Below are 26,220 nucleotides of genomic sequence, written 5' to 3'. Positions count from 1 at the left end.
TTAAGCGGAATCAGCGCGCGGCAACGGCCGCTGCCTGCTAGCGAAACTGGAACCAGGTGGTTTTAAGTTGGGTGAATTTGTCGAAGGCGTGCAGTGACAGATCCCGACCAAAGCCTGACTGTTTATTGCCGCCAAATGGCACCGTGACATCCAGCGCATCGACGGTATTGACCGACACCGTTCCGGCGTTAAGACGCGCGGCCACGCGGTGCGCGCGGTGCAGGTCATCCGTCCAGACTGAGGCGGCGAGGGCGTAAATATGGTTGTTGGCCAGATGGACCGCCTGCTGCTCATCATCAAAAGGCAGGACCGCCAGCACCGGGCCGAAGATTTCCTCTTTCCACAGCGCCATCTCTTCGCTGACCGTTTCCAGCAAGGTGGGCTGCACGTAGTTGGCAATCCCGTCAATCTCAACCTGCTGGCCACCGGTGAGCACGTGAGCGCCCGCCTGTTCGGCACAACGGATAGCGTCGATCACCTTCTGCGCATGGGCAGCGCTGACCATCGCGCCCATTTTGGCCTCGGGATCGAGCGGGTGAGATGGCTCCCAGGCCTGCATTTTCACCTGCAGTCGGGCGATGAACTCAGCGTAGATCGCGCGTTCAACCAGCAGGCGCGAGTTGGCGGAGCAAACCTCGCCCTGGTTAAAGCAGATGCCAAACGCGGCTTTTTCGGCGGCCAGATCGAGATCCTGGCAGTCGGCAAAGATGATATTGGCGCTTTTACCACCGCACTCCAGCCACACCTGCTTCAGATTGGATTGCGCGGAATAGGCCATAAAGGCCTTACCGACGGCGGTCGAACCGGTAAAGGTGATCACGTCGATGTCGTGATGCAGCCCAAGCGCGGTGCCGGCTTCGGTACCGAGGCCGGTGACCACGTTCAGCACCCCGGGCGGCAGGCCCGCTTCGAGGGCCAGTTCGCCGAGGCGCAGCGCCGAGAACGGCGAGTTTTCGGACGGTTTCAGAATCACGCTGTTGCCGGCGGCCAGCGCAGGCCCCAGTTTCCAGCAGGCCAGGTCGAGCGGAAAGTTCCACGGGACGATGGCCGCCACGACGCCTACCGGCTCGCGAGTGAGGGTGGCCAGCGAACCTTTGCGGGTAGGGGCGACCTCGTCGTACATTTTGTCGATGCTCTCGGCGTACCAGGCGATGACGTGCGCGGCACCGGGAATATCAATATTCAGCGCATCGTTGACTGGTTTACCCATGCTGGCGCTCTCCAGCAGCGCCAGCTCTTCACGGTGTTCGAGGATCAGCGCGGAGAGCCTGAGCAGCACGGTTTTACGTTCCTGTGGCGACAGCCCGGACCAGACTCCAGCGTTAAAGCTATCGCGGGACGATTTCACCGCGAGATCAATATCTTCCGCCTGCAACGCCGTGACGTCTGCCAGTACGGTATTGGTCGCCGGGTTGATCGCCGGGCACACTGCACGACTGTGGGCGAAGCAGGGGCGGCCATCGACGATCGCGTGGCTGATAAAGCGTTGCTCCCGCAGTTTATGCTGCCAAAAGTTTCTGTCAGACATCCGACTCTCCCTTAATGTGTTGCTTGTTTGTTATTTATTTGTTGCTGTTAATTCATGATGCAGGAGGGGAGGACGACGAGAAAGGACTAAAAATCTAGGTAACCTCCATAAAAAACTGTGTTAGTCCCGCAGGCGGGAAAAATGCCGCCGATTCACGGGACGACGGTGACGGGGATGGTTGTCGCCATAATCGCCGTAAAATGTATTTAATGCATTGTATTTAATGGTTTTATTTTATTTTCCTTCAGCAAGATAATTATTGTCATCGGTGTGCTTTGGCAATATTTAATGTTGTCTTTAAGGCGATCAGATTACAAAAAAAAGAGTGATGGGCTCAATGTAAGGCAGGCTGGGCACCGCTCGATGAGCGTCGGCGCGCCATGGTTTACTGGCTGCCTGTTAATTTTTTGTAAAAATCAGACCCGTGTCGGATTGTTGATCTTTTTCCGCTGGCGGGGTTGCGGGGGCAGGGGAGCATCGTTTAATGCTAACGAGCTTATCTCTCTGAGAATAAAAAATAAGGTACCCCCTCATGCCCCACTTCACCCTGAAACAGCTGAAATACTTCGTGGCCGTTGTCGAAGCCGAGAGTATTGCGGAAGCCTCCCGACAGCTGCACATCGCGCAACCGTCCGTCTCCATTGCGGTAAAAACGCTGGAGGATATGTTTGAGCAGCAGTTTTTTATTCGCCATCACGCCCAGGGCGTGTCGATGACCCCCAGCGGGCAGCGCTTTTATGAGAAGGCCAAAGAACTGCTGCGCCTGGCACATCAGTTTGAGCAAAATTCGAAAGCGGATAACGAACTGGTCTCTGGCATTATTTCGCTTGGCTGTTTTGAAACGGCGGCGCCGCTCTATTTGCCCGCGCTGATTGCCGGATTTAAAAAAATTTATCCGGATATCACCATTAAGATTTACGACGGCGAGCAGCATGAAATCGCCCATGGTCTGCATCGCGGTCGCTTCGACCTGGCGTTTCTGTATGACCTGGAGCTGGATACCTCCATCCAGACGGAGAGCCTCAACGCCCCGCAGAAACCCTATGCTCTGCTGCCAGCGAACCATCCGCTGGCGCAGCGGGCGACGGTGAAGCTCGCCGATCTACATACCCTGCCGATGGTGCTGCTGGATGTGGTGCCGAGCCGCAACTATTTTATCAGTATCTTCAAAGACAAAGGTTACAACCCGCAGGTTGCCTACAGCTCGCCGTCGATTGAAATGGTGCGCTGTATGGTCGGCCAGGACCTGGGCTTTTCGGTGCTGGTGACCCGCCCGATATCGGACATGACCTATGATGGCCAGCGGGTGCGCTGCGTTGAGATTCAGGATGAGATGGCCAACTCCACGCTGGTCATGGCGCACTTGCGCAGCAGCGAACCAACCAAACCGACGCAGCTGTTTATGGAGTATTGCCGTCACGCGGTGCTTAGCCCGCCGGACGTCGAGGCAAAGGTAGCCTGATTCCGCCAAATAACAGACAGCCGTCTGATTATTTTAGGCAGGCGGCTTAAATATAAAAAAGCGAGGCTCTTAATATATTTTTTATTGGCTGACCGTTGGCGCATTATTTTTATTTGACGACTTTTATTGCGCGATTTCAGGCTAGATAACCTCCGTTTTTTTATGTTTATCCTGTCTATTCAATGTGCTGCGTTCTGCATCACTATTTTATTCTCAGGTTCTAAATTTATAATAATTTACCTGCTTGTTACGGTTTATTAACCTCGGTCCTGCGCAGTGGTTTATTCCTGGCGATTGAACACCATTCGAAGGACACATTTTATGACCGTAGAAAAAACAAATATTGATACGCTGATTGTGGGCGGGGGCCAGGCCGGTATTGCCATGAGCGAGCATCTGACAAAGCTTGGCATTTCACATCTGGTGATCGAGAAAAACCGCATTGCGGAAGCCTGGCGTACCGGGCGTTGGGACTCGCTGGTGGCGAATGGTCCGGCGTGGCATGACCGCTTTCCCGGCATGGAGTTTAAGGGGGGGGATCCCGACAGCTTCATTCCCAAGGAGGGCGTCGCGGAATACTTTGAAGATTACGTCAGGGAATTCGCGCTGCCGGTGCGTACCGGGGTGGAGGTCAAGAGCGCGGTACGCAACAGCGGGCGCCCAGGATTTACCATCGAAACCACCGACGGCGTGATTGAAGCGCAGCGTATTGTGGCGGCGACCGGGCCCTTTCAGAAACCGGTGATCCCGGCGATTGCGCCGAAAGAGAGCGAGATCCATCAGATCCACTCTGCCCGCTACTACAACCCCGAACAGCTGCCTGCTGGTGGGGTGCTGGTCGTCGGGGCGGGTTCCTCCGGGGTACAGATTGCTGACGAACTGCAACGCGCGGGCCGCCAGGTCTATTTATCCGTTGGCGCCCACGATCGCCCACCACGCGCTTACCGCGATCGGGATTTCTGCTGGTGGCTGGGAGTGTTGGGCATGTGGGATGCGCCTGCCAGCGCGCCGGGAAAAGAGCATGTCACCATAGCGGTAAGCGGCGCCCACGGCGGCCACACCGTCGATTTCCGCCAGCTGGCGCAGCGCGGCATCACCCTGGTGGGGCTCACCAAAGCTTTTGAAAACGGTACGGCTACCTTCCAGCCGGATCTGTGTGACAACATCCGTCGCGGAGATGAGAACTACCTGGCGTTGCTGGATGCTGCGGATCGCTACGTTGAGGCAAATGGCCTTGATCTGCCACCGGAGCCGCAGGCGCGCGAGTTTTTACCTGACCCGTCGTGTATGACGACACCGATTCTGTCGCTGAATCTCGCCGATGCCGGGATAACCACCATTATCTGGGCCACCGGCTATGCGGTGGATTACAGCTGGCTGAACGTCAACGCCTTCAATGAGCAGCGCCGCCCGCAGCATCAACGCGGTGTCTCCAGTGAACCAGGGATCTATTTCCTTGGATTGCCGTGGCTGTCACGCCGTGGCTCGACCTTTATCTGGGGCGTCTGGCATGACGCAAAACACATTGCGGACCATATCGCCACCCAACGCAAATACAGCCAGTACCAGTCCGCCGGTCAGCGCTGAACCTTCGCCCATTGAACAGGATAAACAAGATGCCAACACATACCCGTATTCGCATGTTTAACACCAAAGAGACCTACCCGAATCAGAGCCTGGATAACGATTTATGCCAGGCGGTTCGCGCCGGCAATACCGTTTATGTTCGTGGTCAGGTGGGGACCGATTTCTCCGGGAATCTGGTTGGGCTTGGCGATCCGCAGGCCCAGGCCGAGCAGGCGATGAAAAACGTTAAACAGCTGCTGGAAGAGGCCGGGAGCGAGCTGTCGCATATCGTGAAGACCACCACCTATATTATTGATCCGCGCTACCGCGAGCCGGTGTATCAGGAAGTGGGCAAGTGGCTGAAGGGGGTTTTCCCGATCTCCACCGGACTGGTGATTTCCGCGCTGGCTCAGCCGCAATGGCTGATGGAGATCGATGTGATTGCCGTGATCCCCGATGACTACGTGAAATAAGGAGCCACCATGACCTTTTCTATTGCTGCTTATTGCCCGGAGAGCGGGCAGTTTGGTATTGCCATTAGTTCTTCCAGTATTGCCGTCGGCGCGCGTTGCCCGTGGCTCCAGGCCGGCGTAGGGGCGGTGTCCAGTCAGAATATTACCCTCCCGGCGCTGGGGCAGATCGCCCTGGCCCAGCTGGAGCAGGGCGTTGAACCTGAGAAGGCGCTGCGCCGTGCGCTGGCAGAGGATGATTTCAGTCGCTATCGGCAAATTATCGCCATCGATGCTAACGGTAAGACCGCCTCGTTCAGCGGGGATAAAACCCTCGGAATTTACCATGTTGCTGAAGGGCAGAGCTGCATCGCGGGGGGCAATATGCTGGCCAGCCCGTCGGTTGTTGAGGCGATGGTGAGCGGATTCGAGCGTAGCGAAGGCGAAATGGCGATGCGGCTGATTGCCGCCCTGCAGGCCGGACTGGCCTGCGGCGGTGAGGCTGGCCCGGTACATTCTGCGGCAGTAAAAGTGGTGGACGACTATTCATGGCCGCTGGTCGACCTGCGGGTGGACTGGAGCGATGACGACCCCATCGGGGAACTTTCCACGCTCTGGCAGGCGTATGAACCGCAGATGCAGGCCTATATCACGCGCGCGCTCGACCCGCGGGAGGCCCCCAGTTACGGAGTTCCAGGCGATGAATAATCAGGCCACAACGATACTGGCAACGCTACTGGCTTTTGATACCACCAGTCGCGAATCTAATCTGGCAATGATCGACTACATAAACCGCTTTCTGAGCGGTTTTGGCATTGAATCCCGGCTGTTTTTTGATGAGGAGGGCAAAAAGGCGAATCTCTATGCTCGCCTGGGGCCCTCGGGGCCGGGGGGGGTGATGCTCTCCGGCCATACCGATGTGGTCCCGGTTGACGGGCAGCACTGGACGGTCCCACCTTTTGAACTGACCCTCCGCGACGGCTTGTGCTACGGCCGTGGCAGCAGCGATATGAAGGGCTTTATCGCCTGCGTTCTGGCCTCCGTGCCCGCGTTTCTCGCCCAGCCATTGACCATGCCGCTGCATCTCGCCTTCTCATATGATGAGGAGGTGGGCTGCCTCGGCGTCCGGAGCCTGGTCAATCATCTGAAAGCATCAGCGGAGAAGCCCGCACTGTGTATTATCGGCGAGCCCACCGGAATGCGTCCGGTATACGGTCATAAAGGCAAGTTAGCGATGCGCTGCCATATTCACGGCAAGGCCTGTCATTCGGCCTATGCCCCGGAAGGGGTGAATGCCATCGAGTATGCGGCGAAGCTGATAACCCGTTTAGGCGTGCTGGGTGAAAAGCTGGCGCTGCGCCAGGATGCGCGTTTCGACCCGCCGTACAGCACGGTGCAGGTGGGGCTGATCGGCGGCGGCGCGGCGCTGAATATCGTGCCTGAACGTTGCCAGTTCGATTTTGAAATTCGCCATTTGCCGGATGTCTCCCTCGACGAAACCCTTGCCGGGCTGCAGGCCTATGCTGAAGAAGAACTGGTGCCGGCGATGCGTGCGGTGGCGGAAGACGCCACCATTCGCTTTCATCCCCTCAGCCAGTACCCAGGCCTGTTGAGCGACCCGCAGTCGGCGTTTGCCGGTTGGCTGGCGCAGTGGGCGGGTAATGATGACTTTGCTACCGTCGCATTTGGTACCGAAGGCGGTCTGTTTGACGAGGCGGGCGTGGCGACGATGATCTGTGGACCGGGAAGTATGGAGCAGGGGCATAAGCCCGATGAGTTTATTGCCCTGACTCAACTGGAACAATGCCTGACAATGCTGGATAACCTGCGCCACTGGATGGCCGTATCCTGACGATGACGATGACGATGACGATGACGATAAAGCGCCCATTATTGGGCGCTTTTTTTTCCCTCTTTTTATCGTTTAGCGCGGGATATTTCCTCGTGCCATATTTTGCTGGTTGTGGGAAACCGTGGGCAAAAAAAACTCCGGAGGGTATCCGGAGTCAGGAATAAACACTGAGGGAATGTATTGCTTAAGCTTTCTCTTTAGCAAAAGCCATCTTCTTGACGGTCTTCGCTTTCGAGAGCGTGTAATAGACAGGAGAAACCACCAGCAGGCCAATAATCCAGGATAAATCAGCCCCGCCGAATGACAGCGCAATCGGTCCAGTATAAATCGCCGTTGACATAAACGGCACTTCCACCGCAATACCTAATAAATAACAGAAGATAGCGGTTGCATTAAAATAACCATAAACCCCACCGTCGCGTTTGAAGAACGATTCAACATCATATTCACCATGGGCCACCAGATAATAATCCACAAGGTTAATGGCGGTCCACGGCACCAGCACATACAGCAGCACGGTAATAAAGTTGGTATAGATTAATAAGAAGTTTTCCTGACCATAAATTGCCAGCGCGATTTCGAGGAGCATCGTCAGAATGGCGGTAATGATTCTGGCCCGCGCCATCGGCGACCAGCCATCAATAAAGGTCTGGCCGAGGGTCAGCGTACAGAGCACGCCGCAGTAGAGCATCATCGAGTTGGTGGCGGCGATCCCTAAGGCCAGAACCACAATCACCACCGCACCCATGCCGCCGGTGAGGTCGATAATGCCTTGAATAATATCATCATTACCAATGCAGGTGGCGACCAGTACCCCGAGGATCATCGGCAGATAAGAGCCTAAAATACAGCCAAAATAGCTGGCGTAAAACACGCTCTTGTCGTTGGTGCTGTAGGGCATATAGCGTGAGTAGTCAGAGACATACGGGGCGTAGGCCAGCTGCCACAGCGCGGCAATGGAGACGGCCCCGAGGAAGCCGACGCCGTTAAAGCCTCCGCGATCGAGAAAATCGACCGGCAGGCCGTGTACAAAGACGATCCATAAAAAGGTCGCCGCCAGCACAATCCCTGAAATCCACGACATGATTCTGGCGTAAGAGTGGATGATTTTATAACCAAAAATGGTGGCGAATAAGCTGAGCGCACCCACCACAATAATACCGATATCTGAGTTCATCGGTTTATAAATAGCATGCATCGACTGCCCGCCTAATACCAGGCTGGAGGCGGTAAAACCGATATACATTAAGACGACTATCGATACCACCAGCACGGAACCATAGGAGCCGAACTGACCTTTGGTTTGCACCATTTGCGGCACGCCCAGCTTTGGCCCCTGAGCAGAATGCAGCGCCATAAACAGGCCGCCAACCAGACTGCCGATAAGTAATGCAATCACTGACCAGAAAAAAGAAAGATGGAAAATAGTGACGGACATGGCACCGGTAATAACGGTGAGCAGCATGATATTAGAACCAAACCAAATGGTAAAAAGATCGCTGGGTTTACCGTGTCGCATATTAAGGGGAATAGGTCTTATGGTATTACTTTCAAGATTTTCAACAGGCACTGATTGATGTTTAGTCATGGGCTCTCTCATCACTGCGAGGCTAAGTCAGCGTTATACCCGTCATACTTCAAGTTGTATGGGCGTTGGCGTTACTCGTTCACCCCAGTCACTTACTTCAGTAAGTTCCCGGGGATTCTTTGCGTCGCCGCCTGCCTGCAACTCGAATTATTTAGGGTATAGATGGATATTCCAATGAGGAGTACAGCTAATCTACTCATCATAACATTTCGTTTACTATTGTCACAATCTAGCAGCATTTAAGAAATTATTAAAAATGTCTAACGTCGATATAAAAAAAATGCTTTACCTCTGTCCTGGCGCCTGATTCAACGGGGCGAATAAACCGGCAAAACCATTTTTTAGCGATTTCTGCTATGTAAGCGGAGATTTAATAATTAACTCGCTGGAAGGTTATTTTCAGGCAGATAAAACTCCGGCAGAGTGAAAACTGTCTGGAATGATTGGTTGCTCGCCACTGTATAAAAGGCCTGGTTATTTTGTGGGGAATTTGTGGAGGGGTATTTGTACAATAATTATTAAACACGAAGATTGTTATTTTTAATTAAATCAATGGGTTAATTTGTTAATGGAAAAGGTGGGATTGAGCCAGAAAGCGGCAGCGGAAATTAAGAATGCGAAGGCGCTCACACTCCGCGCTATTTAGTGAGAGTGTGCAGCGGATCAATATTTAAACATGTTCTGTTTAGCCTGGGGGGGTAAAAGCGGCCTGGCAGCCGGGAGCGTCCGGCCGGCAGTCGCTCCCGGTGATGGTGTGAATCAGTAGCCGACGGTGTAGATCCGCCCGGTCTGCACCCCTTCCACGCTACGGCGATAGGCCTGGGCGACGGTTGTGGCGGGAACGCTGTCGAAGCCGGGGAAAAAACTGTCATAGGCCGAGAGCGATTCCGTCAGTACAGTGGGGCTTATCAGGTTAATGCGGATCCCGCGCGGTAGTTCGCAGGCGGCGGCGCGGACAAACCCTTCCAGCCCGGCGTTCACCGTGGTGGCGTTGACGCCCTGGGCAATCGGTTCTTGAGCCACAATCCCGCTGACCAGGGTAATCGAGCCGCCGTCATTCAGGTAGTGTTGTCCGGTCAGCGCGAGACGGATTTGCCCCAGCAGCTTATCCTGCAAACCTTGATTGAAATCCTGGTCGGTCATGGTCGCCAGTGGGCCAAAGAACAGATTGCCGGTGGCCGAGACGATGGCATCGACCTGGCCGACGTTTTCAAACAACGCCTCGACGCTTGACTGCGAGGTGATATCAACCTGGAAATCGCCGTGGGTACGACCCACGCGAATCACGTCATGTTGGTGACTCAGTGCTTCACTGACCGCCTGTCCGATGGAACCGCTGGCTCCGATAACGATGATTTTCATGGCTGGCTCCTTATCTGTGGTGAGCCTCTATTCTTTAATGAAACAGGAATCGGATAAACTGGCTAAAAGTTAGATGATTACTAACCAGGGGTTTGCAATATGGATAAGCTGCGCGGCATGGAGATCTTTATCTCCGTCGTGGAATGCGGCAGTTTCACCGATGCAGCATCGCGGCTGGAGATGTCGGCGGTGATGGTCGGGAAATACGTCGCCAACATCGAGCGCCAGCTCGGCACCCGACTGCTTGAGCGTAATACCCGCCGTCAGAGCCTGACCGATGCCGGACGGGTCTATTATGAGGAAGCCCGGCGGGTCGTGGAACAGGTCGCCATTGCCGAACGTTCGGTCGAACGGTTGCGGCTGGCGCCCGCCGGGACGCTGCGCATTAGCGCGCCAACCTCTTTTGGCGCCTGCGCAATTGCGCCGCTTACCGCCGCTTTTTTACAGGCGTGGCCAGATGTGCGCATTGAACTGGACCTGACTAACCGAATGGTTGATCTGATAGATGAAGGCATCGATCTGGCGATCCGGATTGGTGAGATTCACCACAGCGATCTGGTGGCGAAATATCTGTGTCCTTACCGGATGGTGATTTGTGCCGCGCCTGATTATCTGGCTCGCTACGGTACGCCGGTGACCCCGGCGGATTTGGCCAGCCATTGCTGTCTGTCCCACACGGTATGGACCGCGCGCAACGAGTGGATATTGCCGGGCGAACAGGATGCGGTGCACTGGAAGCGCGAGGCCATTCTGCGTTGTAACGACGGGCACGGCCTGCGAATGGCGGCGATAGCCGGTGCCGGGCTGTTGCTCCAACCGGAAGTGCTGCTGAGCGAGGCGCTGGCCAGTGGCAAATTGGTTCGGGTACTGGAAGCATACACGCCTCAATCACGACCGGTTCATCTGCTCTGGCGCCAGGATTTGCGCCCGTTACCGAAGCTGACTCGCTTTGTGGAACACGTTCTGAATGGGGGATCGCACTATTTGTGAACTACTACCATACAACATGGTCTTAATGCTCGGTCTTCATACGTAAGTTCTACTGAAAGGAGGTAGTATGAGTTTATTGAGTTTTGTGAAAGAAGCGGGTGAGAAAATCTGGGATGCCGTCTCGGGCGGGGATAAGGAAAACAGAGCGGATAAGCTGAAAAAGCATATTGATGCGCTTAATCTCCCCGGAGCGGATAAGGTTAGTATCACCGTAGCCGAAGATGGCACCGCGACGGTGGTTGGCGATGTCGACTCGCAGGAAGATAAGGAAAAAATCATGGTAGCGGTCGGAAATGTCACCGGTATTGCCCAGGTCAGCGACAACGTTAACGTGGCGCTGAACAGCACGGAAAGCCGCTACTACACCGTGAAATCCGGCGATACGCTAAGTGCTATTGCTAAGACTGTGTATGGCTCCGCGAATGACTATCAGCGGATTTTTGAAGCCAACAAACCCATGTTAAAGCACCCCGACAAGATTTATCCGGGACAGGTGCTGATTATCCCGAATAAGTAAGGCGGGACAACGGGTGTTAATACGCAATTTATTGTTACGGAGTCGGTAATGGGACTACTTGATCAAATTGGCGGCCTGCTTGGCGGGCAGGTCGGTAAAGCGGAGCAGTTGCAGGCAATAATGACCTGGATTCAGCAACAGGGAGGAATTGAGGGGATCATCGAAAAATTCCGCAGCGGCGGCTTGGGGGAGATCGTTGAATCATGGCTCGGCCAGCAGAGTAATATTCCCGTGTCCAGCGACCAGGTCGCATCGATTTTCGGATCGTCTACACTACAGGAGCTTGGGGCAAAACTTGGGATCGACCCGCAAACGGCATCATCGTTGATTTCTGACTATCTGCCTAAAATCGTTGATGGCTTATCACCTAACGGCAAGGATTCTGCCCAGCAGGATCTGTTGTCTGAAGGCATGAACCTGCTTAAAGGTAAGCTTTTCGGTTAAGTGTCATCACGCGCAACTGCAGCATCTCCAGGCCCATAGACAAATCCACCCTATAGTTTGAGCATAGAGGGAGTCTATGGGCATATCACGTTTTACCCCTGAATGTAAGAAAGAAGCTGTCCGGCCAGGTTACCTGGCGGGGCTATTTCATCGCTGAAATATCTGTACGGCTCGGTGTGGGATCAGAAATCTGTCTACCGGAGTGCGGTCACTTCAATATGACAGGTTTTTATATTCACCATGAATATGGCATCCTTTCCGATTGAACCATTATATCAATATATATGGATGTGTTCTGGGCGGTTATAAATATATCCATGAGGGCCAGGGCACGCTATCAGGCTCCAGGTCTTTATCTATAGCAGTGGTTAAATGATTACCAAACAGTAAATATACAGAGGGCTATTCTGTCTCCTCAGTGTGTATTGTTTGTATAAATGAAAATAATGGAAAAATAATTTCAATAACTATTGAAAATTCCTCGTTATATTTTATCCCGGGTGAAATATTCGTTAATCACTAAAAAACCACCCAAACCGCACTCCTGAAAAAAAAGTGTGACTTCACTCATTGTTCCAACAAAACAGGTTGTCTGGTGGGTGAAAAACACACACAATAATCACACATTCGAACATGATCCGCATATGCGGACAAAAAGGAAAAAAACATGGCTGATTTTATCTACAACAACCCGGTCAGGTTACATGTCGGTCCAGGCAAATTTGGTCAACTCGGTACTGTTGCACAGCAGTACGGGAAGAAGGTGCTGCTGGTGGTATCTGACAGCACTAAACCTACCGGGCAACTGGAACGTGCCCAGCAGGCGCTCACAGCGGTCGGTATAACCTTCGCGGTGTATGACGAATTTATGCAAAACCCGCTTTCAACCTTGGTTGAAGCGGGGGCAAGACTGGCGAGGCAGGAAAACTGCGATCTAGTGATTGGTATCGGTGGCGGTAGCGCAATGGACATGGCGAAAGGCATTGCGTTTTGCGCCCTCAACGAAGGCAGTATCTGGGATTATGTGTTTGGCAAAAAAGTCGCCGAGCATGCGCTCCCGATTATTCTGGTGCCGACGACGGCCGGGACTGGTAGCGAAGCTAACCGTACTGCTGTATTTACCAATCCGGAAACTCATGACAAAAAAGGATTGGTTAACCCGTTGATTTATCCCGTGGCCTCTATTGTTGACCCGGAACTAATGCTGACCTTGCCAAAGCGTGTGATCGCTGGACCGGGTGCAGATGTTTTGTTCCACGCTCTGGAATCGTATATCTCGCGCAATGCTCATCCATTTAGCGAAATGCTGTCGCTGCGTGCCATTACCCTACTGGCGAAAAACTTGCCGCGCGTCTATGCCGACGTCACCGATCTGGCGGCATGGGAGCAGGTCACATTCGCCAGTACCTTGGCCGGTATGGCTATCGACTGCGCAGGTACCACGTTACCGCATGCGCTACAGCACCCGATGGGTGGCCTGTTGGATGTGGTTCACGCCGAAGGCATTGCCGCCGTCTATCCGGCCTTTATGGCATACACCTGGTCGGCCGCGCCGGAGAAATTCGCCGCTATTGCGGCAGCAATGGGTGTTGACACGCGTGGAATGAATACCGAAGAAGCGGCTTATAGCAGCGTTCAAGCGGTCACCGATTTCCTTAAATCTGTCAACATGCTGCCTTCACTCACTGAGCTGGGAGTGAAAGAGGAGCATTTCGACTGGATTATTAATAACGTACAAACCACGATGAAAGTGGTAATGGAAAATAACCCGCGGGTGCCTGACTCTCAGACATTACGCGATATTTTGCAACGCAGCCTGTAACTAATCCGGCAAGCCGCGAACGGAAAATATACTCGTCATACTTCAAGCTGCTTATGTATCGACTGTCATCGCTCATGCAATTTGAAGTATGACGGGTATAAAAAGGAGTGAATATGTTTGTTGTTATTGATTCAGGATCGTCTGCAACGCGTATTTATTTGCTGAAATTTGCAGAGGCCGGCATTGTTGATAAAGAGATGGTTTCCCAGGGGGTAAATTCAACCATTACCCATGGTAACAATGATGTATTACGAGAAGCCATCGTGAAAGGTGTCCAAAAATTACTGGAGAGGAACCGTAAATTTCAACAAGATATTACATTTATTATTGCCTCGGGGATGATTACTTCAAACCTCGGTTTGTATGAAATTCCTCATCGTATCGCGCCAGTGAGTATTGACGAACTGGCCCGACACACGGTGCAGTTCGCGAAAAACGAACTGCTGGCGCTGGATATTCCAGTGATGCTGATCCCTGGTATTAAAAACCAGACGATATCATCCTGGGAAAATCTGCGTGGCATTGACTTAATGCGCGGCGAAGAAACTCAGGCTGCGGGCGTGTTGCTGGGATACCAACCGCGTTTACCTTGTACCCTGATTGAATTAGGTTCAACCACCAAACTGATATCAATTAATGCGCAAGGACAGATCGCGGGCAGCATTACCTCATTGAGCGGCCAGGTTTATGCGGCAATTTTAAAACAGACGTTTGTCTCTTCCAGCGTCGACACTTCCTCTGAAGATACCGCTGCGGCAGAAATCGACCCCGTCATTGTTGATGCCGCCTGCCGCTCCGTGGCGGAAAGTGGATTACTGCGCACAATACTTATGACACGTTTTTTACAATTTTCATTCCCGACGACTGCAGCCCACCGGAAACTATTTCTGGAAAGCGCCATTGCGGGGGACGACGTCAAATTGTTCGCAGACGCACAGGTTCAGGGATTTCATTTCGACGGCGATATTTTTCTCATCGGTCACGCCAGCCGCTGTGAAATTTATCAGCACGTGATCCAGCAACAATTAGGTATTGATCATGCGTTGCGCATTATTTCCGACGAAGAGCAAATAGATATGTTGGCCATCACCGGTGCCAGCGCTATTGCCAGCATTCTTCGCACCCTACAGTGATAAGAAGAGCGAGAAAAGATATGTACATCATTACGATTGATACCGGCACCACCAACACCCGCGTGTGTGCCTGGCAGGGTGTGAGTCTGCTCGCAGAAGCGACCCGTCCTGTCGGCGTACGTGATACTGCGATTTCCGGCACTACCGGGATATTAATGAAGGGCGTCAGCGATGCCGTTCATGAGGCGCGCAGCAAGGCTAATATTCCTGCAGGTGAAAAAATTGTTTATCTCTCTGCAGGGATGATCACCTCAAATGTGGGACTGTGTGAAATTCCACATTTACTGGCCCCTGTTGGAGTGAATGAACTGGCGGACGGCATGGTCTGCGCGAGCTTGCCGGCGATTACCGATGAACCGATCTGGTTCGTTCCGGGTATCCGTAACCACCGTTCGGCAGTGACGCTGGAAAACGCCGATCTGATGGACATGATGCGCGGGGAAGAAACTGAGGCCATCGGTGCGCTGGAGAGCCTGAAGATTGCCGGCCCGGCGCTGATTATCTTGCCGGGGTCGCACTCTAAATTTGTCAAAATCGATGCTGATAATCGCATTGAAGGCTGCGTCACTACTATCGGCGGCGAACTGCTTGATGTCATTACCCGCCACACCATCCTTGCCAGTTCGCTTAATCTGCAGTTTGCCCAGGAGATCGACGCTCCGGCACTGCTGCAGGGCGCAAATCAGTGTTTGCAAACCGGGCTGTCACGTACCTGTTTCTCGATTCGCGTTCTGGATATGTTCAGTGAACTCACCTTGAATCAGAAAGCGAACGTACTTCTCGGTGCCGTGCTACAGGATGATTTACAAGCAGTCAAAAACAGTAAGGCCTTCACCGTAACACCGGATACCCATGTGGTTGTCTGCGGTAAAGATACTCTGAAATTTGCCTTTACTACCTTAATTGATAATGACCCATGGTTTAACGGGAAAATCACCGTGGCTCCGGCCAATCGTTCACTCTCTAGTGCAGGATTATTTGCAATGGCGCATCGCCGACAGATTATTTAAGACCTTAGTACCCTACACAAAACTAAAAAGGACTGCCTTATGAATACCATTGTTAATGAAAGCGCAGTAACTAAAAAAAGAGGGAGTAAACGCTGGTTTGTTGTTTTCCTCCTGTTAATTGGCGGTATTATTAATTATCTCGATCGAGCCAGCTTTTCTATCGCTGCGCCGGACATGATGAAAGATCTTAATTTATCGAATACCGATATTGGTTTATTAGGTTCGGTATTTGCGTTGGTGTACGCGCTATGCCAGTTACCTGCGGGGTTTCTGGTTGACCGTTTCGGGCCGAAGAAAGTTTACGGCTGGGCGGTAGCCCTGTGGAGTGGCGCGACTATGCTGACCGGTGCGTGCAGTAGTATGGTCACCCTGATTTTTGCTCGCGGCATACTGGGCGTGACGGAGGCACCATGTTGGCCGGGCGCGGCGAAGATTACCGCTTCATGGTTCCCGAAAAGCGAGCGGGCGCTGGCGACCGGTTTCTGGGATGCAGCATCCAAGTGGGGGCCTGCTATCGCTCCACCGATCCTGGTGGCGATTATCGTTCCGTTCGGTTGGCGTGCTCTGTTTTATATTGCCGGGGCGATTGGTTTAGTCTTCGTGGTGTTCTTTATCTTTGCTTACCATCAACCAGAAAAACATCCGAAGATTACCAAAGACGAGCTTGATTATATTAAAGAGGGCGGTGGTGGTACTGCTGAAAAACTCACCGGCGAGACAGAAAAGATTAGCTGGGGTGGTTTATTTAAATATCGTTGTATCTGGGGAATGATTTTAGGTTGGTTCTGCTATGTATGGATGATGAATATCTTTACCACTTTTCTACCGCTTTATTTAATGAAGACTCAGAATATTCAGTTTAAAGAATTAGGTATCTACGCCAGTATTCCGTATATCGGGGGCATTGTCGGGGCTATTGCCGGCGGATATGTCTCGAAATGGCTGGTAGATAAAAAAATCATTACTGAATCACTAAAAGCCAAACGCGTCACCATCAGTATTTCGGCGTTGTTAGCGGGGGTTGCGGTTATTGCGGTGCCAATGGTGGACAGCTTGCCTGCAACCCTGACTCTGTTAGTTATTGCCATGGCGCTGCTTTCAGCGCTATCTGCTACCGGTTGGGCATTGCCGGGTGATATTGCTCCGGCATCGATGGTGGCATCGGTGGGCAGTATCCAGAACTTCGGCGGTTACTTTGCCGGTTCATTATCACCATTGGTGACGGGGTTTATCGCTGATGTCACGGGTTCTTACACCCTGGCGTTTACCAGCGGCGGGATTATCGCAGCCTGCGCGGCATTGTGTTACTGGTTCATCGTCAAAGAGCCAGTGACTGTGAAAAATTGATCTTATCAGGGAGGTAACTCCCTGATTTTTCCCAACGAGGTTATCCATGATTAAGCATCGAGTGATTCGCGCTATTGAAGAGACCGGGATGATTGCCATCGTCCGTGGCGTCGCGCCTGAAGGGATTTTACCACTGGCTCGCGCGTTGTATGACGGCGGGATCCGGGTGATAGAAGTGACATGTAATACCACCCGGCATCTGGAAAGCATCAGTACGTTGAAGCAGGAGATGGGCGATAAAATGTTTGTCGGCGCAGGGACGGTAATCAATCCGGTTATGGCGCAGTTGGTACTGGATGCCGGCGCGGATTTTGTCCTGTCCCCTGATTTCAATCCGGACGTTGTCACTATGGTGCATGAGAAACAACGTCTGATGATCCCAGCGGTTATGACACCATCGGAGATTCTACAGGCGTGCCGTCTGGGAGTGGATTTGCTAAAGCTGTTCCCAGCGAATAGCCTGGGTGTGGATTATATGAAAGAAGTGCAGGGGCCACTCGATAACCTGTCCCTGATCCCGGTGGGTGGCATAACGTTGGAAAATACCCACGCGTTTGCCAAAGCTGGCGCATTTGCGGTGGGCGTAGGCAGTGCGCTGACGAATAAAGCGTGGATCTCGGGCGGCGACTGGACCGCCATCACCCGGCAGGCCGAAGCCTTTATTCAGGCCTTCCATGAAGGAAAACGGTGCTAATCGTCTCACGGAAAGCCACAGGTATGTGGCTTTTTTCCCTTGTCTGGTGGCTGTTTTCACTGCCGTTACCTCGTTATACTGCCCGCTTAAACAATGACAGTGAGGTAAGCCCGTGTCGGAAAAGTTTAATCGTTCAGTAGCCCGATCGCTGGAGATGCTGGAATTAGTGGCGGCAAGCAGAGATGGACTGACGATCACTGAAATCAGCAAGCAGCTTGGCATTCCGAAGAGCACCACGTTTGATATCCTCTACACCCTCCTTGATAAAGGCTATCTGGAACACGCCAATGAAAAGCTGAAGTCCTTCAAGCTGGGGGTAAAGTTGTTTCAGACCGGCGCGTGCTATCTTGAACAAACGCCTTTCCAGAATGTGGCGCATTCGGTACTTGAGCGACTTGCTGATGTGGCGGGAGAGACGGCTTTCCTGGCGTTACTTAACAATGACGAGTTGGTTTATTTCGATAAGGTTGAAAGCCCGAACTCCGTCAGGACGTCCGCACGTATTGGATCCGGTAATCCGTTGTATTGCACCGGTCTTGGTAAGGCAATCTTAGCCACTTTGCCGGATGACGAAGTCAGAGCGATTCTGGCGCGTACCGGTGGGTTAAAGTCGATTACGCCTTATACCTGTACCGACGAAGCGCAGTTTTTCTCTATTCTCAATCAGGCACGCCGACAAGGCTATGCCATTGACGATCGCGAACATAATGCCGAGGTATTCTGCCTGGCGGCGCCGGTTTACAATCTGCAAGGCAAAGTATATGCGGCGATTAGCGTCGCAAGTCTATATACCAAAATCAAACATCAGCCGGAGAAAATTACCACCCTGGGAGAAACGATTGCCAATGCGGCGCTGGAACTTTCTCAGCGTATCGGTTATCGGGGGACGCGTTTATACGCTGATTTCTAACAATCCATCGGCAGTGGCTGAGTGCGGCTATAGACGCTGGTAACGGGCAAGGTCCGTGGCGATATAGATTAGCGACTTCGGGAGCCGGGATACCGCCATCAGTGACCGATATGAGGTCACGATGGCCACACATATCGGCGCAGGAAAATCCATACTGCCCCCCTTCGCGTTGAGCCTCTTTTAAACTTACATTTGATATGGTGCAACAACGATTTTTGAGATAATAAAAAATCGCATCACGCCTAATCTATTGATATAATTGGAATTTTTTCTAAAATTTGAGATGTTGTTATTCACCCGTTGAGATAACTAAACATCATGGCTCAATTTAATCACTTTGAGCTCTCGCTTCTGAATCCCAGCTTTGATTCCCCTTTAGTCGACGCACTGACGGAACTGGAGTTACTCCGACACCTGCGGCTGGAAACCGATGTTCACCCTATCAGATCAGGTACTGGAAGAATGGTGCTTATATGTTCTTTTGGGGATCACCTCTGAGCAGAAGACAGTTGATCAACTGACAAACCACGCTTTCCTGAGTGAAAAGATCCTGTATCCAGCTATCAATTTTTCATTGGAGAGAGGGCTGATAAACCCACTGGAATCAAAGGTTCTGAAACGTTCTGTTGAGCTGGGAACCATAAAAGCTGGCGATCTACGCGCCGTTTTGCCAGCCCTGAAGCCAGCACAGGTGACTTATCAGCTTGGAAAGTTGATTGATCGGGGATTGCTTCAGCCAGTAGAAGAGGGGGCTCGTACCTATACGGCGAAGTTTTCCAACTCGTATCTGATTCGTGGGGTGATTAAGGTACTGAGGGAAGAGGGATTCATTCCTGATCTGTAATCTTAATGATGAGATGGCTACCCAGATTGATGACGTTCGATGGAGAGTCCGCATCGCAGAAAGCAAAAAACCAGCCCTTAGGCTGGTTTCTTTAAATAAGTGGTGCCGGACTCGGAATCATATCCACGATTAACATGTTGTTTGCTATTGGTTTTGTTGATATTTGTCGTAAACAGCGCCCCCATAAAAAAACGCTTTGTTTTTGTGATGGTTATCACGAAAAATTGCATAGTAGTTAGATTCTATCCGCAGTCCAAGAAACCCTTTCATTTAAACACGGTTTTACATTTTGCCTGCTCAGGTAGTAAGTGATTGTAGTGAAATCCTCCGTGCGTGGGAATTTTCTCCGCAGGGAATGTTTAGCTACTCATCTATCTTTTTAGGATTTTTAAGGCGGTAAATACTGTTCAACATATCAGGCGATGATAAGAATAGGATGGAATGGCACAATTCATTGAACTTGGCAGAATTTAATTGCATTGGAAAACAATATCCCATAAGTTTCATGGTATTGATAATCATAGATTTATTGGCATTGATTTAGTTAAACGTTTTGTCGCACATGGAACATACAAGGAGTCGGGATGCCAGAGGACGTAAAAAACATGCTTAGTACTATGGGGAAAAGAGTTGCCAAGCTTATTCCCTATGTCGTTTTGTTATCAGGAATAGTTGTTTGGAGCTATTTGAACAGTATAGGGCGAGTAGATATTTTTCCTGATATACTTTCGTTTAATGCTGGACTTATGTCGATTTTGGTTTCAGTTATGATATTTGCACTGGCAATTTCAATGACATTGATTGTACCCAGTTCTGTATTGATAGTTATTAAGTCAACCTATGAAAAAAACAGTCGTGCTGTAAGTGTATTATCGAAGCTACCCGCTGCATGTTTGTGTTTGTCCATACTTTATTTGGCTATGGTTTTTATCCCATTTATACCTGAGGTGGCGAAAATAACTAAGGGATATAAACCAGGGATAATACTAATAGTCTCAATTATTCTGTTTTTATCATTTTGCTTTGTCTTCCTGACGTTAATGAGAAATTTTAAATGGAATAAAGATGATGGTGCAATAAGTAATGCAGGGGTTTTTATCTGGCATACAATCATAAACTTGTTTGCAACTTTTTCTGCGACATTGTCAATTTCGATCCCGATCTCGTTCCTGATGCAGTCAAGTAAAGGGGAGAGTACTACTGCTGTCATATTTGCACTGTTATTTATGATTGCATTCTCTTTTCTTACGTTCTTTCCTTCAATTATTTATTTTTCTAGCATAGAAAAAACAAAATTCAGTATTGTTTCAGTTATTCATCAAATATCATTGGCAATTGTGGGTGTGGTTTTGGTAACGTTTTTATTCTTTCCTAATATATCAACAATATTTATATATTCATCACTCAATGCGATTGGCCTTGTTAGTAAAACGCCACATTTTTATCTCATTAACGGAGAGAAGTATAAACCTGCTATGTTTCATAAAACGTCGTGGGATACTCAGGTACTATCAGATATGGGAGAGCATTTCTACATTAAAGGTGTGAATGTATTTTCTGTGGAAAGCAAAAACCTAATTTGCCCTATGGCAGTAGTAAAAATCAGGGATGAGACATATGAGAGAGATTACGTATCTTTTGTTCCGTTTGCCGATAGTAAGAAAATTGCGGAATTAAAAAAATGACCAAGGACTGTCTGGTATTAGATGATGGTGATATTCAACAATGGGATACATTGTTTGATGATAATGGGAAAGTGAGGGAATGATATTTTTGCGATAAAATAATAAAGATTAGCTGCCGAGAACGCTGTGTGGAGTCAGGTCCACATATAACGGCGTGAAAACGGTAGCTTGTGTTGCTCATATAATATTGCTTCGCGACTCCGGCATTGAGCTTTAAGTTCATATACCGGATTATGTGTTTTTGAGATAATGCCAGGCGAAATAGTTTATTACCATATTAATTATATGGTTATTTTTTTGTATTTTTGAGATGTGGCCATGAGGAAGTTGAGATAATCAAACATCATGGATCAATACAATCTCTCAGAACCAGAGCTAATAGTACTGCTCCAGAACCTCCTCCAGCTTGTTCACCGCCGCCGCATATTTGGCCGGATTCTTATCCTTCAGTACCGCAAGATTACGCAGCTTCCAGCGAATGGCCGGTAGGTGTTGAATTTCAGGATAGCGATACAGCGACCAGTCAGGGGTATTTTGCTTATAACTGAGTAAGAACTGGCGATCCCGATCCGTAAGATGCGACTTCAACGCCTGTGGTAGTAAAGTCGTTACTGACAAAAGCGATCCCAGCGATGTTTCCTGTTGTGTCATCCCTGAAAATTCCTGCGCGTACAGCGTAGCGATCCGCGCTGTGTCCCAGTTTGGTGCCAACAGCTCGGCAATGGGTCGGGGATGGCCTGCCAGATAGCAAAGAAAACCGTCAAAGATCTCGCGCGTCAGCCCCGGTTTTTCCAGCATATTCAGCACGTCAAACAGATCGCGTGGATGCTGGCGGTCCAGTGCGGCGCAGATTTTACCGCCGTAAAGATCCGCCAACGAGACGACATTCATGGTGGTGAAGCCATACTCCATTTCCACCTGTTCACATACCGGCATTTCTACCGGAGGCAACAGCAGCCCGCGCCAGACCGGGCTGACCTCAATCTTTATCTGCGCATCAACGGTGTTAACAATAATACGCTTTTCATCCGCTTTATTCTCCTGCCGGATAGCCGTGATCCCCGGTCTGCCGTTCAGCGATTCCGTAATGCGCATCAAGGCATCATTGATGGCAGCCAGATCGCTCTCACGATCTGCAAAGGTCTTGTACGCCAGATCGATATCCACCGACAGGCGAGGGAAATCCTGCACAAACAAATTGATTGCCGTGCCGCCTTTCAGGGCGAAGCAGGGCTCCTTTGCCACATGCGGCAGGGCAGTCATTAAGAGTCTGACCTGCCGGGCATAACTATCACGCAGATCCATCTTCGGCTCCTTCCGGTTTAAATGCACGGGGAACGGTGATTTGATAATCCGGCTCCAGCCAGCCGCCGGGAACGATTTGCCGCTTTCCCGAGCCTGTTTCTATACCGCTTTGATCAAGATACTGAAAGTAAGGATGCTCATTGCGTTGGGCAAGGTAGAGCATTACCCGATTGGTTTTAACCGAATGACTGGCGCAGAGCAGAGCCTGTAATTTACGCGGGCTGAGAAGATTCATCCCCTGAAATAGAGCATCGGCATGTTCGAACGAGATCAACGAAGGAACGCCGCAGGCGATCTCATATGCGGCCAGCTCCAGGACACTGCCCGTTAACCGCCGGTCGCCGATATTAAGTTGTGTCGTGAATGGCGTTATATCGACGGTGAGGCCAGAGGTATACAGCGTGACAAACGTCGCGGATTGTTCAAAGGCGGCGAGCCATCCCGGCAGTTTGACGTAAGCCGGAAGCGCGAGCCAGATCTGCTGCCTGCCCGGTTCGGTATAGTGGGCGTGGCCCTGTAGCGCAAGGCTGGTCAGTCCCGACACACGAACAGGTTTTTCCCACTGCGTTTGCAGGCAGTAAACCGCATCCACCCAGTCCGGCTCACGACCCGTCCGGCAGTATACGCCGTGAGCGATCCGCCTGAGCCAGCCATTCTGAGCATAGAGGTAAGAGAGTTTACGATCTATGCCGTTGCGGGTAAGCCATGACTGGAGCAACACCTGACCGGGTAGAGTGTTTTGTATCAGCCAGTTTAGATAGTTTGGCAAATGTCGTCTCTTGATGGACAATGGTTGTAAATTTTAAACTAACATGGTTTTTAAAAGAAAGGAAGTACAAAGGGGAATAGATCTGTTCAGGTTTTTATAAGCACCTGATTGATCTTATCAGGTGCTTATAAAATTGTACAACAAGGAATATGTGTAGTCTTTATCTTATAATTCTGAACTATCATTGCTATTACTTTCTTCTATTATTATAGGATTCTTTAGCCTTCTTAAGATATCCTTCATGTTCCATTACTTTTTTAATAAATGCTTCAATTAGATCAATTGAGTAGTAATGATATTCTGGGTTGTCATTTTTATAATGATATTTGTTGTTACTGTTTTTCCATGAGTTCTTACAGATAACAGCGTCAAAGCAGTTTCTATTTATTACGAATTTATCTTCTTTATTTTTTGAAGAAAGACATTTGGACAATCTATCTTCACTATATCTGTCATGTAATCGGTCATTAATTTCTTTTATAGCATCTTTTTGTAGAAATGGGTGTGTTTGAGAGCGATCGACAGCTTGTTTGATAACCAGTGCCTTTTTTAGTCCCTCCATGCCTTCTTCTGCCTTAGCAAGAATGATCGAATTTCCATCCTCTGAGTCTTTTGCAAAAACAAGCTTTACATTTAACGGGATAGCAAATTCAATATCATCATTACTTTCCATGACAGTGTATAAAGATGATGTTAGGTTTAGTATATCATCAGCGATATTTCCATATGTCGATTTCATCATTGCAACAGGAGGTGATTTAAACTCGCCAACTAATGAAATCATACCTACATGAGAATTTTTCAAGAATGAGATTTCAGTAAATTCTTCAAAATGAGATGTGAAGTTTAAAACACCAGACTGGAATATTCTTGATACAATTCCCTGAACTTCCGGCATTAATAAATGAACTGCCTGATCTCTGAAGTAGGCAATTTGTTCAATGTTTTTCTAACCTTAGATTCACTTGAATAAACTTTGTCAAGACATTCCCTGAGTGAAATTGTTTCTTTAATTCCTTTTTATTTACACTTCTGAATATTGTTTTCTCTCCATCCTGTTCAATTATTCTTGCTTTAAGAAATTGTTCCCAAGCCGTACAGAAACACATTACGAAGGCATCCATTTTGTTTTCTAATGACGGCCTGTTGTATAGTTCTAACGCAAGTATCATATTATCTCTGGATTTTTTAATAACGCTTTTGCTAGTTTTGATTTACAATTATGCCCTAATGATATTATATGTTTACTCTGCGATAATTGTTTTGCAAATTCTATCACGGAAATATTTAATGCGTTTGATGCTTCGAATAAACTATTTCCGGTTTCGCTGATGAATTCAGAAAGTTGACCTTTCCCGTAGTAGGTTTTAAATGTTGCTGGCTTCCATCCCGTAGCTTTTAGAATATCAGACTCTTCAAATTTTTTATGATTTCTTTCTGCATCTTGTAGAAAAATATAAAGTGCAGAAATATTTTTATTTATTCTCATATATAATTCCTTTATATAAAAACAATCTCATCAAGATGTTATCCATTGAAAAATATTAACTATTACGCTCTGTTTTTATGTAAATAGTTAATTAACTTATTAAAACTAAATCCGATGCCTGATATATTAGGCTCTAGAATTATTGAGTCTACGATAGCAGAGCCTATTCCTTTTTTTATTTCTTTTGCTATTCTGAAATCAGAAAGATCTTTTTGAATTCAATGTCTGAAAATATTCTTTCAATTAAGGATATTACCTCAGTTGCGTTTGTACAAAATTTCTTTAATGGAATGAGTATTAGTTTTAGATCACCAGAATCGGACTCTTTATATAGCCCTCTACTTCCCTTATATCCAAAATTATTTTCTCTGAAATAAGATGGATGAGCATTGGTTATTAGAATAGCAGGAAGAATATCATCTCCTCTTTCATCATTTATTCTATGCCACGAAAACACTTCATTTTCGAAATGAGCTAATTCGGTTCCTTTTATCACTACGGCTCTGTTTTTTGCCGCTATACTTACCATCTTATCAAAATTCTCATTTATGGCCCTTGCCAATGGTTCGTGCCATCCATAGTCAAGTAAATATATTAAATAATCCCTATTGTTACTCTTGGGAATATTATCAAGTGAATGAACATGAAGCCCCATTTGTGAGTTCCTCCAAATTTATTCTATTTTTCAATATCATTGACTATCTATCTAATAACACTCAATGATTGTTTGACCATTCATTATAAGTTTTTAAAATTATCTCCGCAAAATCATCATCCACCGTATAAAAATAACATTCTGGGACATTAAGCACCTTAGCAAACGCACACATCATTTCAAACGTTGGACGGTGTATACCGCTTTCATACTGAGATATGCGTGATCGGGCCGTAGCTTCTTCAATACCAGCCAGTACACCTAACTTTTCTTGAGTGAGATTTGCCCGTAAACGAGCTGTTTTAAGACGAATAGGTAACATGGTGACACCATCAATAATGATATTGACAGCATGTTTAGCACTACTTTACAAACAGGTTGCTTAGACTTCCTGAACAATAGGGGGAGATAAATTATTTGTACTCATCAGAAATGGCCCTGATGTTTGAGATAAAGCTCCAGAACTATTTCAGCAAAATTATCGTTAACTGTGTAAAAGTAGCATTCCGGCACATTAAGTACCTTTGCGAATGAGCACATTATCTCAAACGTTGGGCGATGTATTCCCCCCTCATACTGAGATACGCGCGAACGCGCGGTTTCTTCCTCAATACCTGCAAGAACGCCCAATTTTTCCTGAGTTAGATGAGCACGTAGTCGGGCTGCTTTGAGACGGGCAGGAAGCATTCATTACACCATCAATGATCATACATTGACTTAATGTTTAGCATTACTTAACATCGTGGTTGTTTAGAATTTCTGAACAAAAAATATTTATTTGAATCTACAGAAAAAAGGA

Annotated in this window: 26 protein-coding genes and 1 pseudogene; 16 read left to right on the top strand and 11 right to left on the bottom strand. The window is 49.1% G+C overall.

Annotation, left to right across the window (positions count from 1 at the left end; genetic code table 11):
* Positions 1–37: 37 nt before the first annotated feature.
* Positions 38–1,528, bottom strand: a complete 1,491-nt coding sequence (locus ACMYSO_RS10370) for an aldehyde dehydrogenase (protein WP_434670429.1) — start codon at positions 1,526–1,528, stop codon at positions 38–40.
* Between the two features lie 532 nt (positions 1,529–2,060).
* Between ACMYSO_RS10370 and ACMYSO_RS10365 the strand changes: the two genes are divergently transcribed.
* The 5 genes from ACMYSO_RS10365 to argE all read left to right on the top strand — a co-directional run bounded on the left by ACMYSO_RS10365 (position 2,061) and on the right by argE (position 6,857).
* Positions 2,061–2,990, top strand: coding sequence for a LysR substrate-binding domain-containing protein (locus ACMYSO_RS10365; protein WP_434670427.1), 930 nt, complete (start codon positions 2,061–2,063; stop codon positions 2,988–2,990).
* 321 nt (positions 2,991–3,311) lie between these two features.
* Positions 3,312–4,577 carry a flavin-containing monooxygenase gene (locus tag ACMYSO_RS10360; RefSeq protein WP_434670425.1) on the top strand — a complete coding sequence of 422 codons (1,266 nt, stop codon included), beginning with the start codon at positions 3,312–3,314 and terminating at the stop codon, positions 4,575–4,577.
* 29 nt (positions 4,578–4,606) lie between these two features.
* Positions 4,607–5,029: a RidA family protein gene (locus ACMYSO_RS10355; protein ID WP_123756482.1), complete on the top strand. Its 423-nt coding sequence runs from the start codon at positions 4,607–4,609 to the stop codon at positions 5,027–5,029.
* A 9-nt stretch (positions 5,030–5,038) separates the two neighbouring features.
* Complete coding sequence (locus ACMYSO_RS10350; protein ID WP_434670423.1) at positions 5,039–5,713, top strand: DUF1028 domain-containing protein; 675 nt, start codon at positions 5,039–5,041, stop codon at positions 5,711–5,713.
* Positions 5,706–6,857: an acetylornithine deacetylase gene (gene argE, locus ACMYSO_RS10345; RefSeq protein WP_434670421.1), complete on the top strand. Its 1,152-nt coding sequence runs from the start codon at positions 5,706–5,708 to the stop codon at positions 6,855–6,857. The genes ACMYSO_RS10350 and argE overlap by 8 nt, the downstream gene beginning before the upstream one ends.
* 184 nt (positions 6,858–7,041) lie before the next feature.
* On the opposite strand, the gene ACMYSO_RS10340 is transcribed toward argE, so the two are convergent.
* Both ACMYSO_RS10340 and ACMYSO_RS10335 read right to left on the bottom strand, forming a co-directional pair.
* On the bottom strand, positions 7,042–8,445 hold the full coding sequence (locus ACMYSO_RS10340; RefSeq protein WP_434670420.1) for a purine-cytosine permease family protein: 1,404 nt from the start codon (positions 8,443–8,445) through the stop codon (positions 7,042–7,044).
* A gap of 759 nt (positions 8,446–9,204) precedes the next feature.
* Positions 9,205–9,807, bottom strand: coding sequence for a short chain dehydrogenase (locus ACMYSO_RS10335; protein WP_434670419.1), 603 nt, complete (start codon positions 9,805–9,807; stop codon positions 9,205–9,207).
* Between the two features lie 99 nt (positions 9,808–9,906).
* Here ACMYSO_RS10335 and ACMYSO_RS10330 point away from each other — a divergent pair, with 99 nt between their 5' ends.
* The 11 genes and pseudogenes from ACMYSO_RS10330 (at position 9,907) to ACMYSO_RS10280 (ending at position 21,203) form a co-directional block, all read left to right on the top strand.
* Positions 9,907–10,797 carry a LysR substrate-binding domain-containing protein gene (locus ACMYSO_RS10330; RefSeq protein ID WP_434670418.1) on the top strand — a complete coding sequence of 297 codons (891 nt, stop codon included), beginning with the start codon at positions 9,907–9,909 and terminating at the stop codon, positions 10,795–10,797.
* Between the two features lie 67 nt (positions 10,798–10,864).
* Positions 10,865–11,314 carry a peptidoglycan-binding protein LysM gene (gene lysM, locus ACMYSO_RS10325; RefSeq protein WP_434670416.1) on the top strand — a complete coding sequence of 150 codons (450 nt, stop codon included), beginning with the start codon at positions 10,865–10,867 and terminating at the stop codon, positions 11,312–11,314.
* 48 nt (positions 11,315–11,362) lie between these two features.
* Positions 11,363–11,758: a YidB family protein gene (locus tag ACMYSO_RS10320; protein ID WP_434670415.1), complete on the top strand. Its 396-nt coding sequence runs from the start codon at positions 11,363–11,365 to the stop codon at positions 11,756–11,758.
* 667 nt (positions 11,759–12,425) lie between these two features.
* Positions 12,426–13,580: an iron-containing alcohol dehydrogenase gene (locus ACMYSO_RS10315; protein ID WP_434670414.1), complete on the top strand. Its 1,155-nt coding sequence runs from the start codon at positions 12,426–12,428 to the stop codon at positions 13,578–13,580.
* Between the two features lie 113 nt (positions 13,581–13,693).
* Entirely contained in the window at positions 13,694–14,713 is a 1,020-nt protein-coding gene (locus ACMYSO_RS10310; RefSeq protein ID WP_434670412.1) for a 2-dehydro-3-deoxygalactonokinase, read from the top strand.
* A gap of 20 nt (positions 14,714–14,733) precedes the next feature.
* Positions 14,734–15,723, top strand: a complete 990-nt coding sequence (locus ACMYSO_RS10305) for a 2-dehydro-3-deoxygalactonokinase (RefSeq protein ID WP_434670411.1) — start codon at positions 14,734–14,736, stop codon at positions 15,721–15,723.
* A gap of 39 nt (positions 15,724–15,762) precedes the next feature.
* Positions 15,763–17,070 (top strand): MFS transporter, encoded by a 1,308-nt coding sequence (locus ACMYSO_RS10300; RefSeq protein ID WP_434670410.1) that lies wholly within the window; start codon positions 15,763–15,765, stop codon positions 17,068–17,070.
* A gap of 46 nt (positions 17,071–17,116) precedes the next feature.
* Entirely contained in the window at positions 17,117–17,764 is a 648-nt protein-coding gene (locus ACMYSO_RS10295) for a bifunctional 4-hydroxy-2-oxoglutarate aldolase/2-dehydro-3-deoxy-phosphogluconate aldolase (protein WP_434670409.1), read from the top strand.
* Positions 17,765–17,876: 112 nt separating this feature from the next.
* Positions 17,877–18,674, top strand: coding sequence for an IclR family transcriptional regulator (locus tag ACMYSO_RS10290; protein WP_434670408.1), 798 nt, complete (start codon positions 17,877–17,879; stop codon positions 18,672–18,674).
* Between the two features lie 454 nt (positions 18,675–19,128).
* Positions 19,129–19,518 (top strand): annotated as a pseudogene (locus ACMYSO_RS10285) (Fic family protein); the annotation flags it as partial.
* A 584-nt stretch (positions 19,519–20,102) separates the two neighbouring features.
* The gene (locus tag ACMYSO_RS10280) at positions 20,103–21,203 is read left to right on the top strand and encodes a hypothetical protein (protein WP_434670407.1); all 1,101 of its coding nucleotides are present in this window, start codon (positions 20,103–20,105) and stop codon (positions 21,201–21,203) included.
* Positions 21,204–21,578: 375 nt separating this feature from the next.
* On the opposite strand, the gene ACMYSO_RS10275 is transcribed toward ACMYSO_RS10280, so the two are convergent.
* From ACMYSO_RS10275 to ACMYSO_RS10240, 8 genes are all read right to left on the bottom strand, one after another.
* The gene (locus ACMYSO_RS10275) at positions 21,579–22,508 is read right to left on the bottom strand and encodes a nucleotidyl transferase AbiEii/AbiGii toxin family protein (RefSeq protein WP_434670405.1); all 930 of its coding nucleotides are present in this window, start codon (positions 22,506–22,508) and stop codon (positions 21,579–21,581) included.
* On the bottom strand, positions 22,495–23,277 hold the full coding sequence (locus ACMYSO_RS10270) for a type IV toxin-antitoxin system AbiEi family antitoxin domain-containing protein (RefSeq protein WP_434670404.1): 783 nt from the start codon (positions 23,275–23,277) through the stop codon (positions 22,495–22,497). The genes ACMYSO_RS10275 and ACMYSO_RS10270 overlap by 14 nt, the downstream gene beginning before the upstream one ends.
* 190 nt (positions 23,278–23,467) lie before the next feature.
* Entirely contained in the window at positions 23,468–24,175 is a 708-nt protein-coding gene (locus ACMYSO_RS10265) for a hypothetical protein (protein ID WP_434670403.1), read from the bottom strand.
* 40 nt (positions 24,176–24,215) lie between these two features.
* Positions 24,216–24,449 carry a DUF3644 domain-containing protein gene (locus ACMYSO_RS10260; RefSeq protein WP_434670402.1) on the bottom strand — a complete coding sequence of 78 codons (234 nt, stop codon included), beginning with the start codon at positions 24,447–24,449 and terminating at the stop codon, positions 24,216–24,218.
* Entirely contained in the window at positions 24,446–24,766 is a 321-nt protein-coding gene (locus tag ACMYSO_RS10255; protein WP_434670400.1) for a hypothetical protein, read from the bottom strand. The genes ACMYSO_RS10260 and ACMYSO_RS10255 overlap by 4 nt, the downstream gene beginning before the upstream one ends.
* A gap of 187 nt (positions 24,767–24,953) precedes the next feature.
* Positions 24,954–25,421 carry a hypothetical protein gene (locus ACMYSO_RS10250; RefSeq protein WP_434670399.1) on the bottom strand — a complete coding sequence of 156 codons (468 nt, stop codon included), beginning with the start codon at positions 25,419–25,421 and terminating at the stop codon, positions 24,954–24,956.
* A gap of 61 nt (positions 25,422–25,482) precedes the next feature.
* Positions 25,483–25,743 (bottom strand): helix-turn-helix domain-containing protein, encoded by a 261-nt coding sequence (locus ACMYSO_RS10245; RefSeq protein ID WP_434670397.1) that lies wholly within the window; start codon positions 25,741–25,743, stop codon positions 25,483–25,485.
* Between the two features lie 104 nt (positions 25,744–25,847).
* Positions 25,848–26,108: a helix-turn-helix domain-containing protein gene (locus tag ACMYSO_RS10240; RefSeq protein ID WP_434670396.1), complete on the bottom strand. Its 261-nt coding sequence runs from the start codon at positions 26,106–26,108 to the stop codon at positions 25,848–25,850.
* Between the last annotated feature and the right edge of the window lie 112 nt (positions 26,109–26,220).

This window comes from Klebsiella sp. B345 (genome assembly GCF_051131735.1).
Lineage (GTDB): Bacteria > Pseudomonadota > Gammaproteobacteria > Enterobacterales > Enterobacteriaceae > Klebsiella.
This window is presented reverse-complemented; position numbering and strand designations above follow the sequence as displayed.

Excerpts from the sequence above, each read along its gene's own strand:
- ACMYSO_RS10245 (WP_434670397.1), bottom strand. The coding sequence starts at position 25,743 with ATGTTACCTATTCGTCTTAAAACAGCTCGTTTACGGGCAAATCTCACT.
- ACMYSO_RS10330 (WP_434670418.1), top strand. The coding sequence starts at position 9,907 with ATGGATAAGCTGCGCGGCATGGAGATCTTTATCTCCGTCGTGGAATGC.
- ACMYSO_RS10300 (WP_434670410.1), top strand. The coding sequence starts at position 15,763 with ATGAATACCATTGTTAATGAAAGCGCAGTAACTAAAAAAAGAGGGAGT.
- ACMYSO_RS10360 (WP_434670425.1), top strand. The coding sequence starts at position 3,312 with ATGACCGTAGAAAAAACAAATATTGATACGCTGATTGTGGGCGGGGGC.
- ACMYSO_RS10320 (WP_434670415.1), top strand. The coding sequence starts at position 11,363 with ATGGGACTACTTGATCAAATTGGCGGCCTGCTTGGCGGGCAGGTCGGT.
- ACMYSO_RS10310 (WP_434670412.1), top strand. The coding sequence starts at position 13,694 with ATGTTTGTTGTTATTGATTCAGGATCGTCTGCAACGCGTATTTATTTG.
- ACMYSO_RS10370 (WP_434670429.1), bottom strand. The coding sequence starts at position 1,528 with ATGTCTGACAGAAACTTTTGGCAGCATAAACTGCGGGAGCAACGCTTT.
- ACMYSO_RS10355 (WP_123756482.1), top strand. The coding sequence starts at position 4,607 with ATGCCAACACATACCCGTATTCGCATGTTTAACACCAAAGAGACCTAC.
- argE (WP_434670421.1), top strand. The coding sequence starts at position 5,706 with ATGAATAATCAGGCCACAACGATACTGGCAACGCTACTGGCTTTTGAT.
- ACMYSO_RS10315 (WP_434670414.1), top strand. The coding sequence starts at position 12,426 with ATGGCTGATTTTATCTACAACAACCCGGTCAGGTTACATGTCGGTCCA.
- ACMYSO_RS10280 (WP_434670407.1), top strand. The coding sequence starts at position 20,103 with ATGCCAGAGGACGTAAAAAACATGCTTAGTACTATGGGGAAAAGAGTT.
- ACMYSO_RS10295 (WP_434670409.1), top strand. The coding sequence starts at position 17,117 with ATGATTAAGCATCGAGTGATTCGCGCTATTGAAGAGACCGGGATGATT.
- ACMYSO_RS10265 (WP_434670403.1), bottom strand. The coding sequence starts at position 24,175 with ATGCCGGAAGTTCAGGGAATTGTATCAAGAATATTCCAGTCTGGTGTT.
- ACMYSO_RS10365 (WP_434670427.1), top strand. The coding sequence starts at position 2,061 with ATGCCCCACTTCACCCTGAAACAGCTGAAATACTTCGTGGCCGTTGTC.
- lysM (WP_434670416.1), top strand. The coding sequence starts at position 10,865 with ATGAGTTTATTGAGTTTTGTGAAAGAAGCGGGTGAGAAAATCTGGGAT.
- ACMYSO_RS10255 (WP_434670400.1), bottom strand. The coding sequence starts at position 24,766 with ATGAGAATAAATAAAAATATTTCTGCACTTTATATTTTTCTACAAGAT.
- ACMYSO_RS10275 (WP_434670405.1), bottom strand. The coding sequence starts at position 22,508 with ATGGATCTGCGTGATAGTTATGCCCGGCAGGTCAGACTCTTAATGACT.
- ACMYSO_RS10350 (WP_434670423.1), top strand. The coding sequence starts at position 5,039 with ATGACCTTTTCTATTGCTGCTTATTGCCCGGAGAGCGGGCAGTTTGGT.
- ACMYSO_RS10250 (WP_434670399.1), bottom strand. The coding sequence starts at position 25,421 with ATGGGGCTTCATGTTCATTCACTTGATAATATTCCCAAGAGTAACAAT.
- ACMYSO_RS10335 (WP_434670419.1), bottom strand. The coding sequence starts at position 9,807 with ATGAAAATCATCGTTATCGGAGCCAGCGGTTCCATCGGACAGGCGGTC.
- ACMYSO_RS10305 (WP_434670411.1), top strand. The coding sequence starts at position 14,734 with ATGTACATCATTACGATTGATACCGGCACCACCAACACCCGCGTGTGT.
- ACMYSO_RS10340 (WP_434670420.1), bottom strand. The coding sequence starts at position 8,445 with ATGACTAAACATCAATCAGTGCCTGTTGAAAATCTTGAAAGTAATACC.
- ACMYSO_RS10260 (WP_434670402.1), bottom strand. The coding sequence starts at position 24,449 with ATGATACTTGCGTTAGAACTATACAACAGGCCGTCATTAGAAAACAAA.
- ACMYSO_RS10240 (WP_434670396.1), bottom strand. The coding sequence starts at position 26,108 with ATGCTTCCTGCCCGTCTCAAAGCAGCCCGACTACGTGCTCATCTAACT.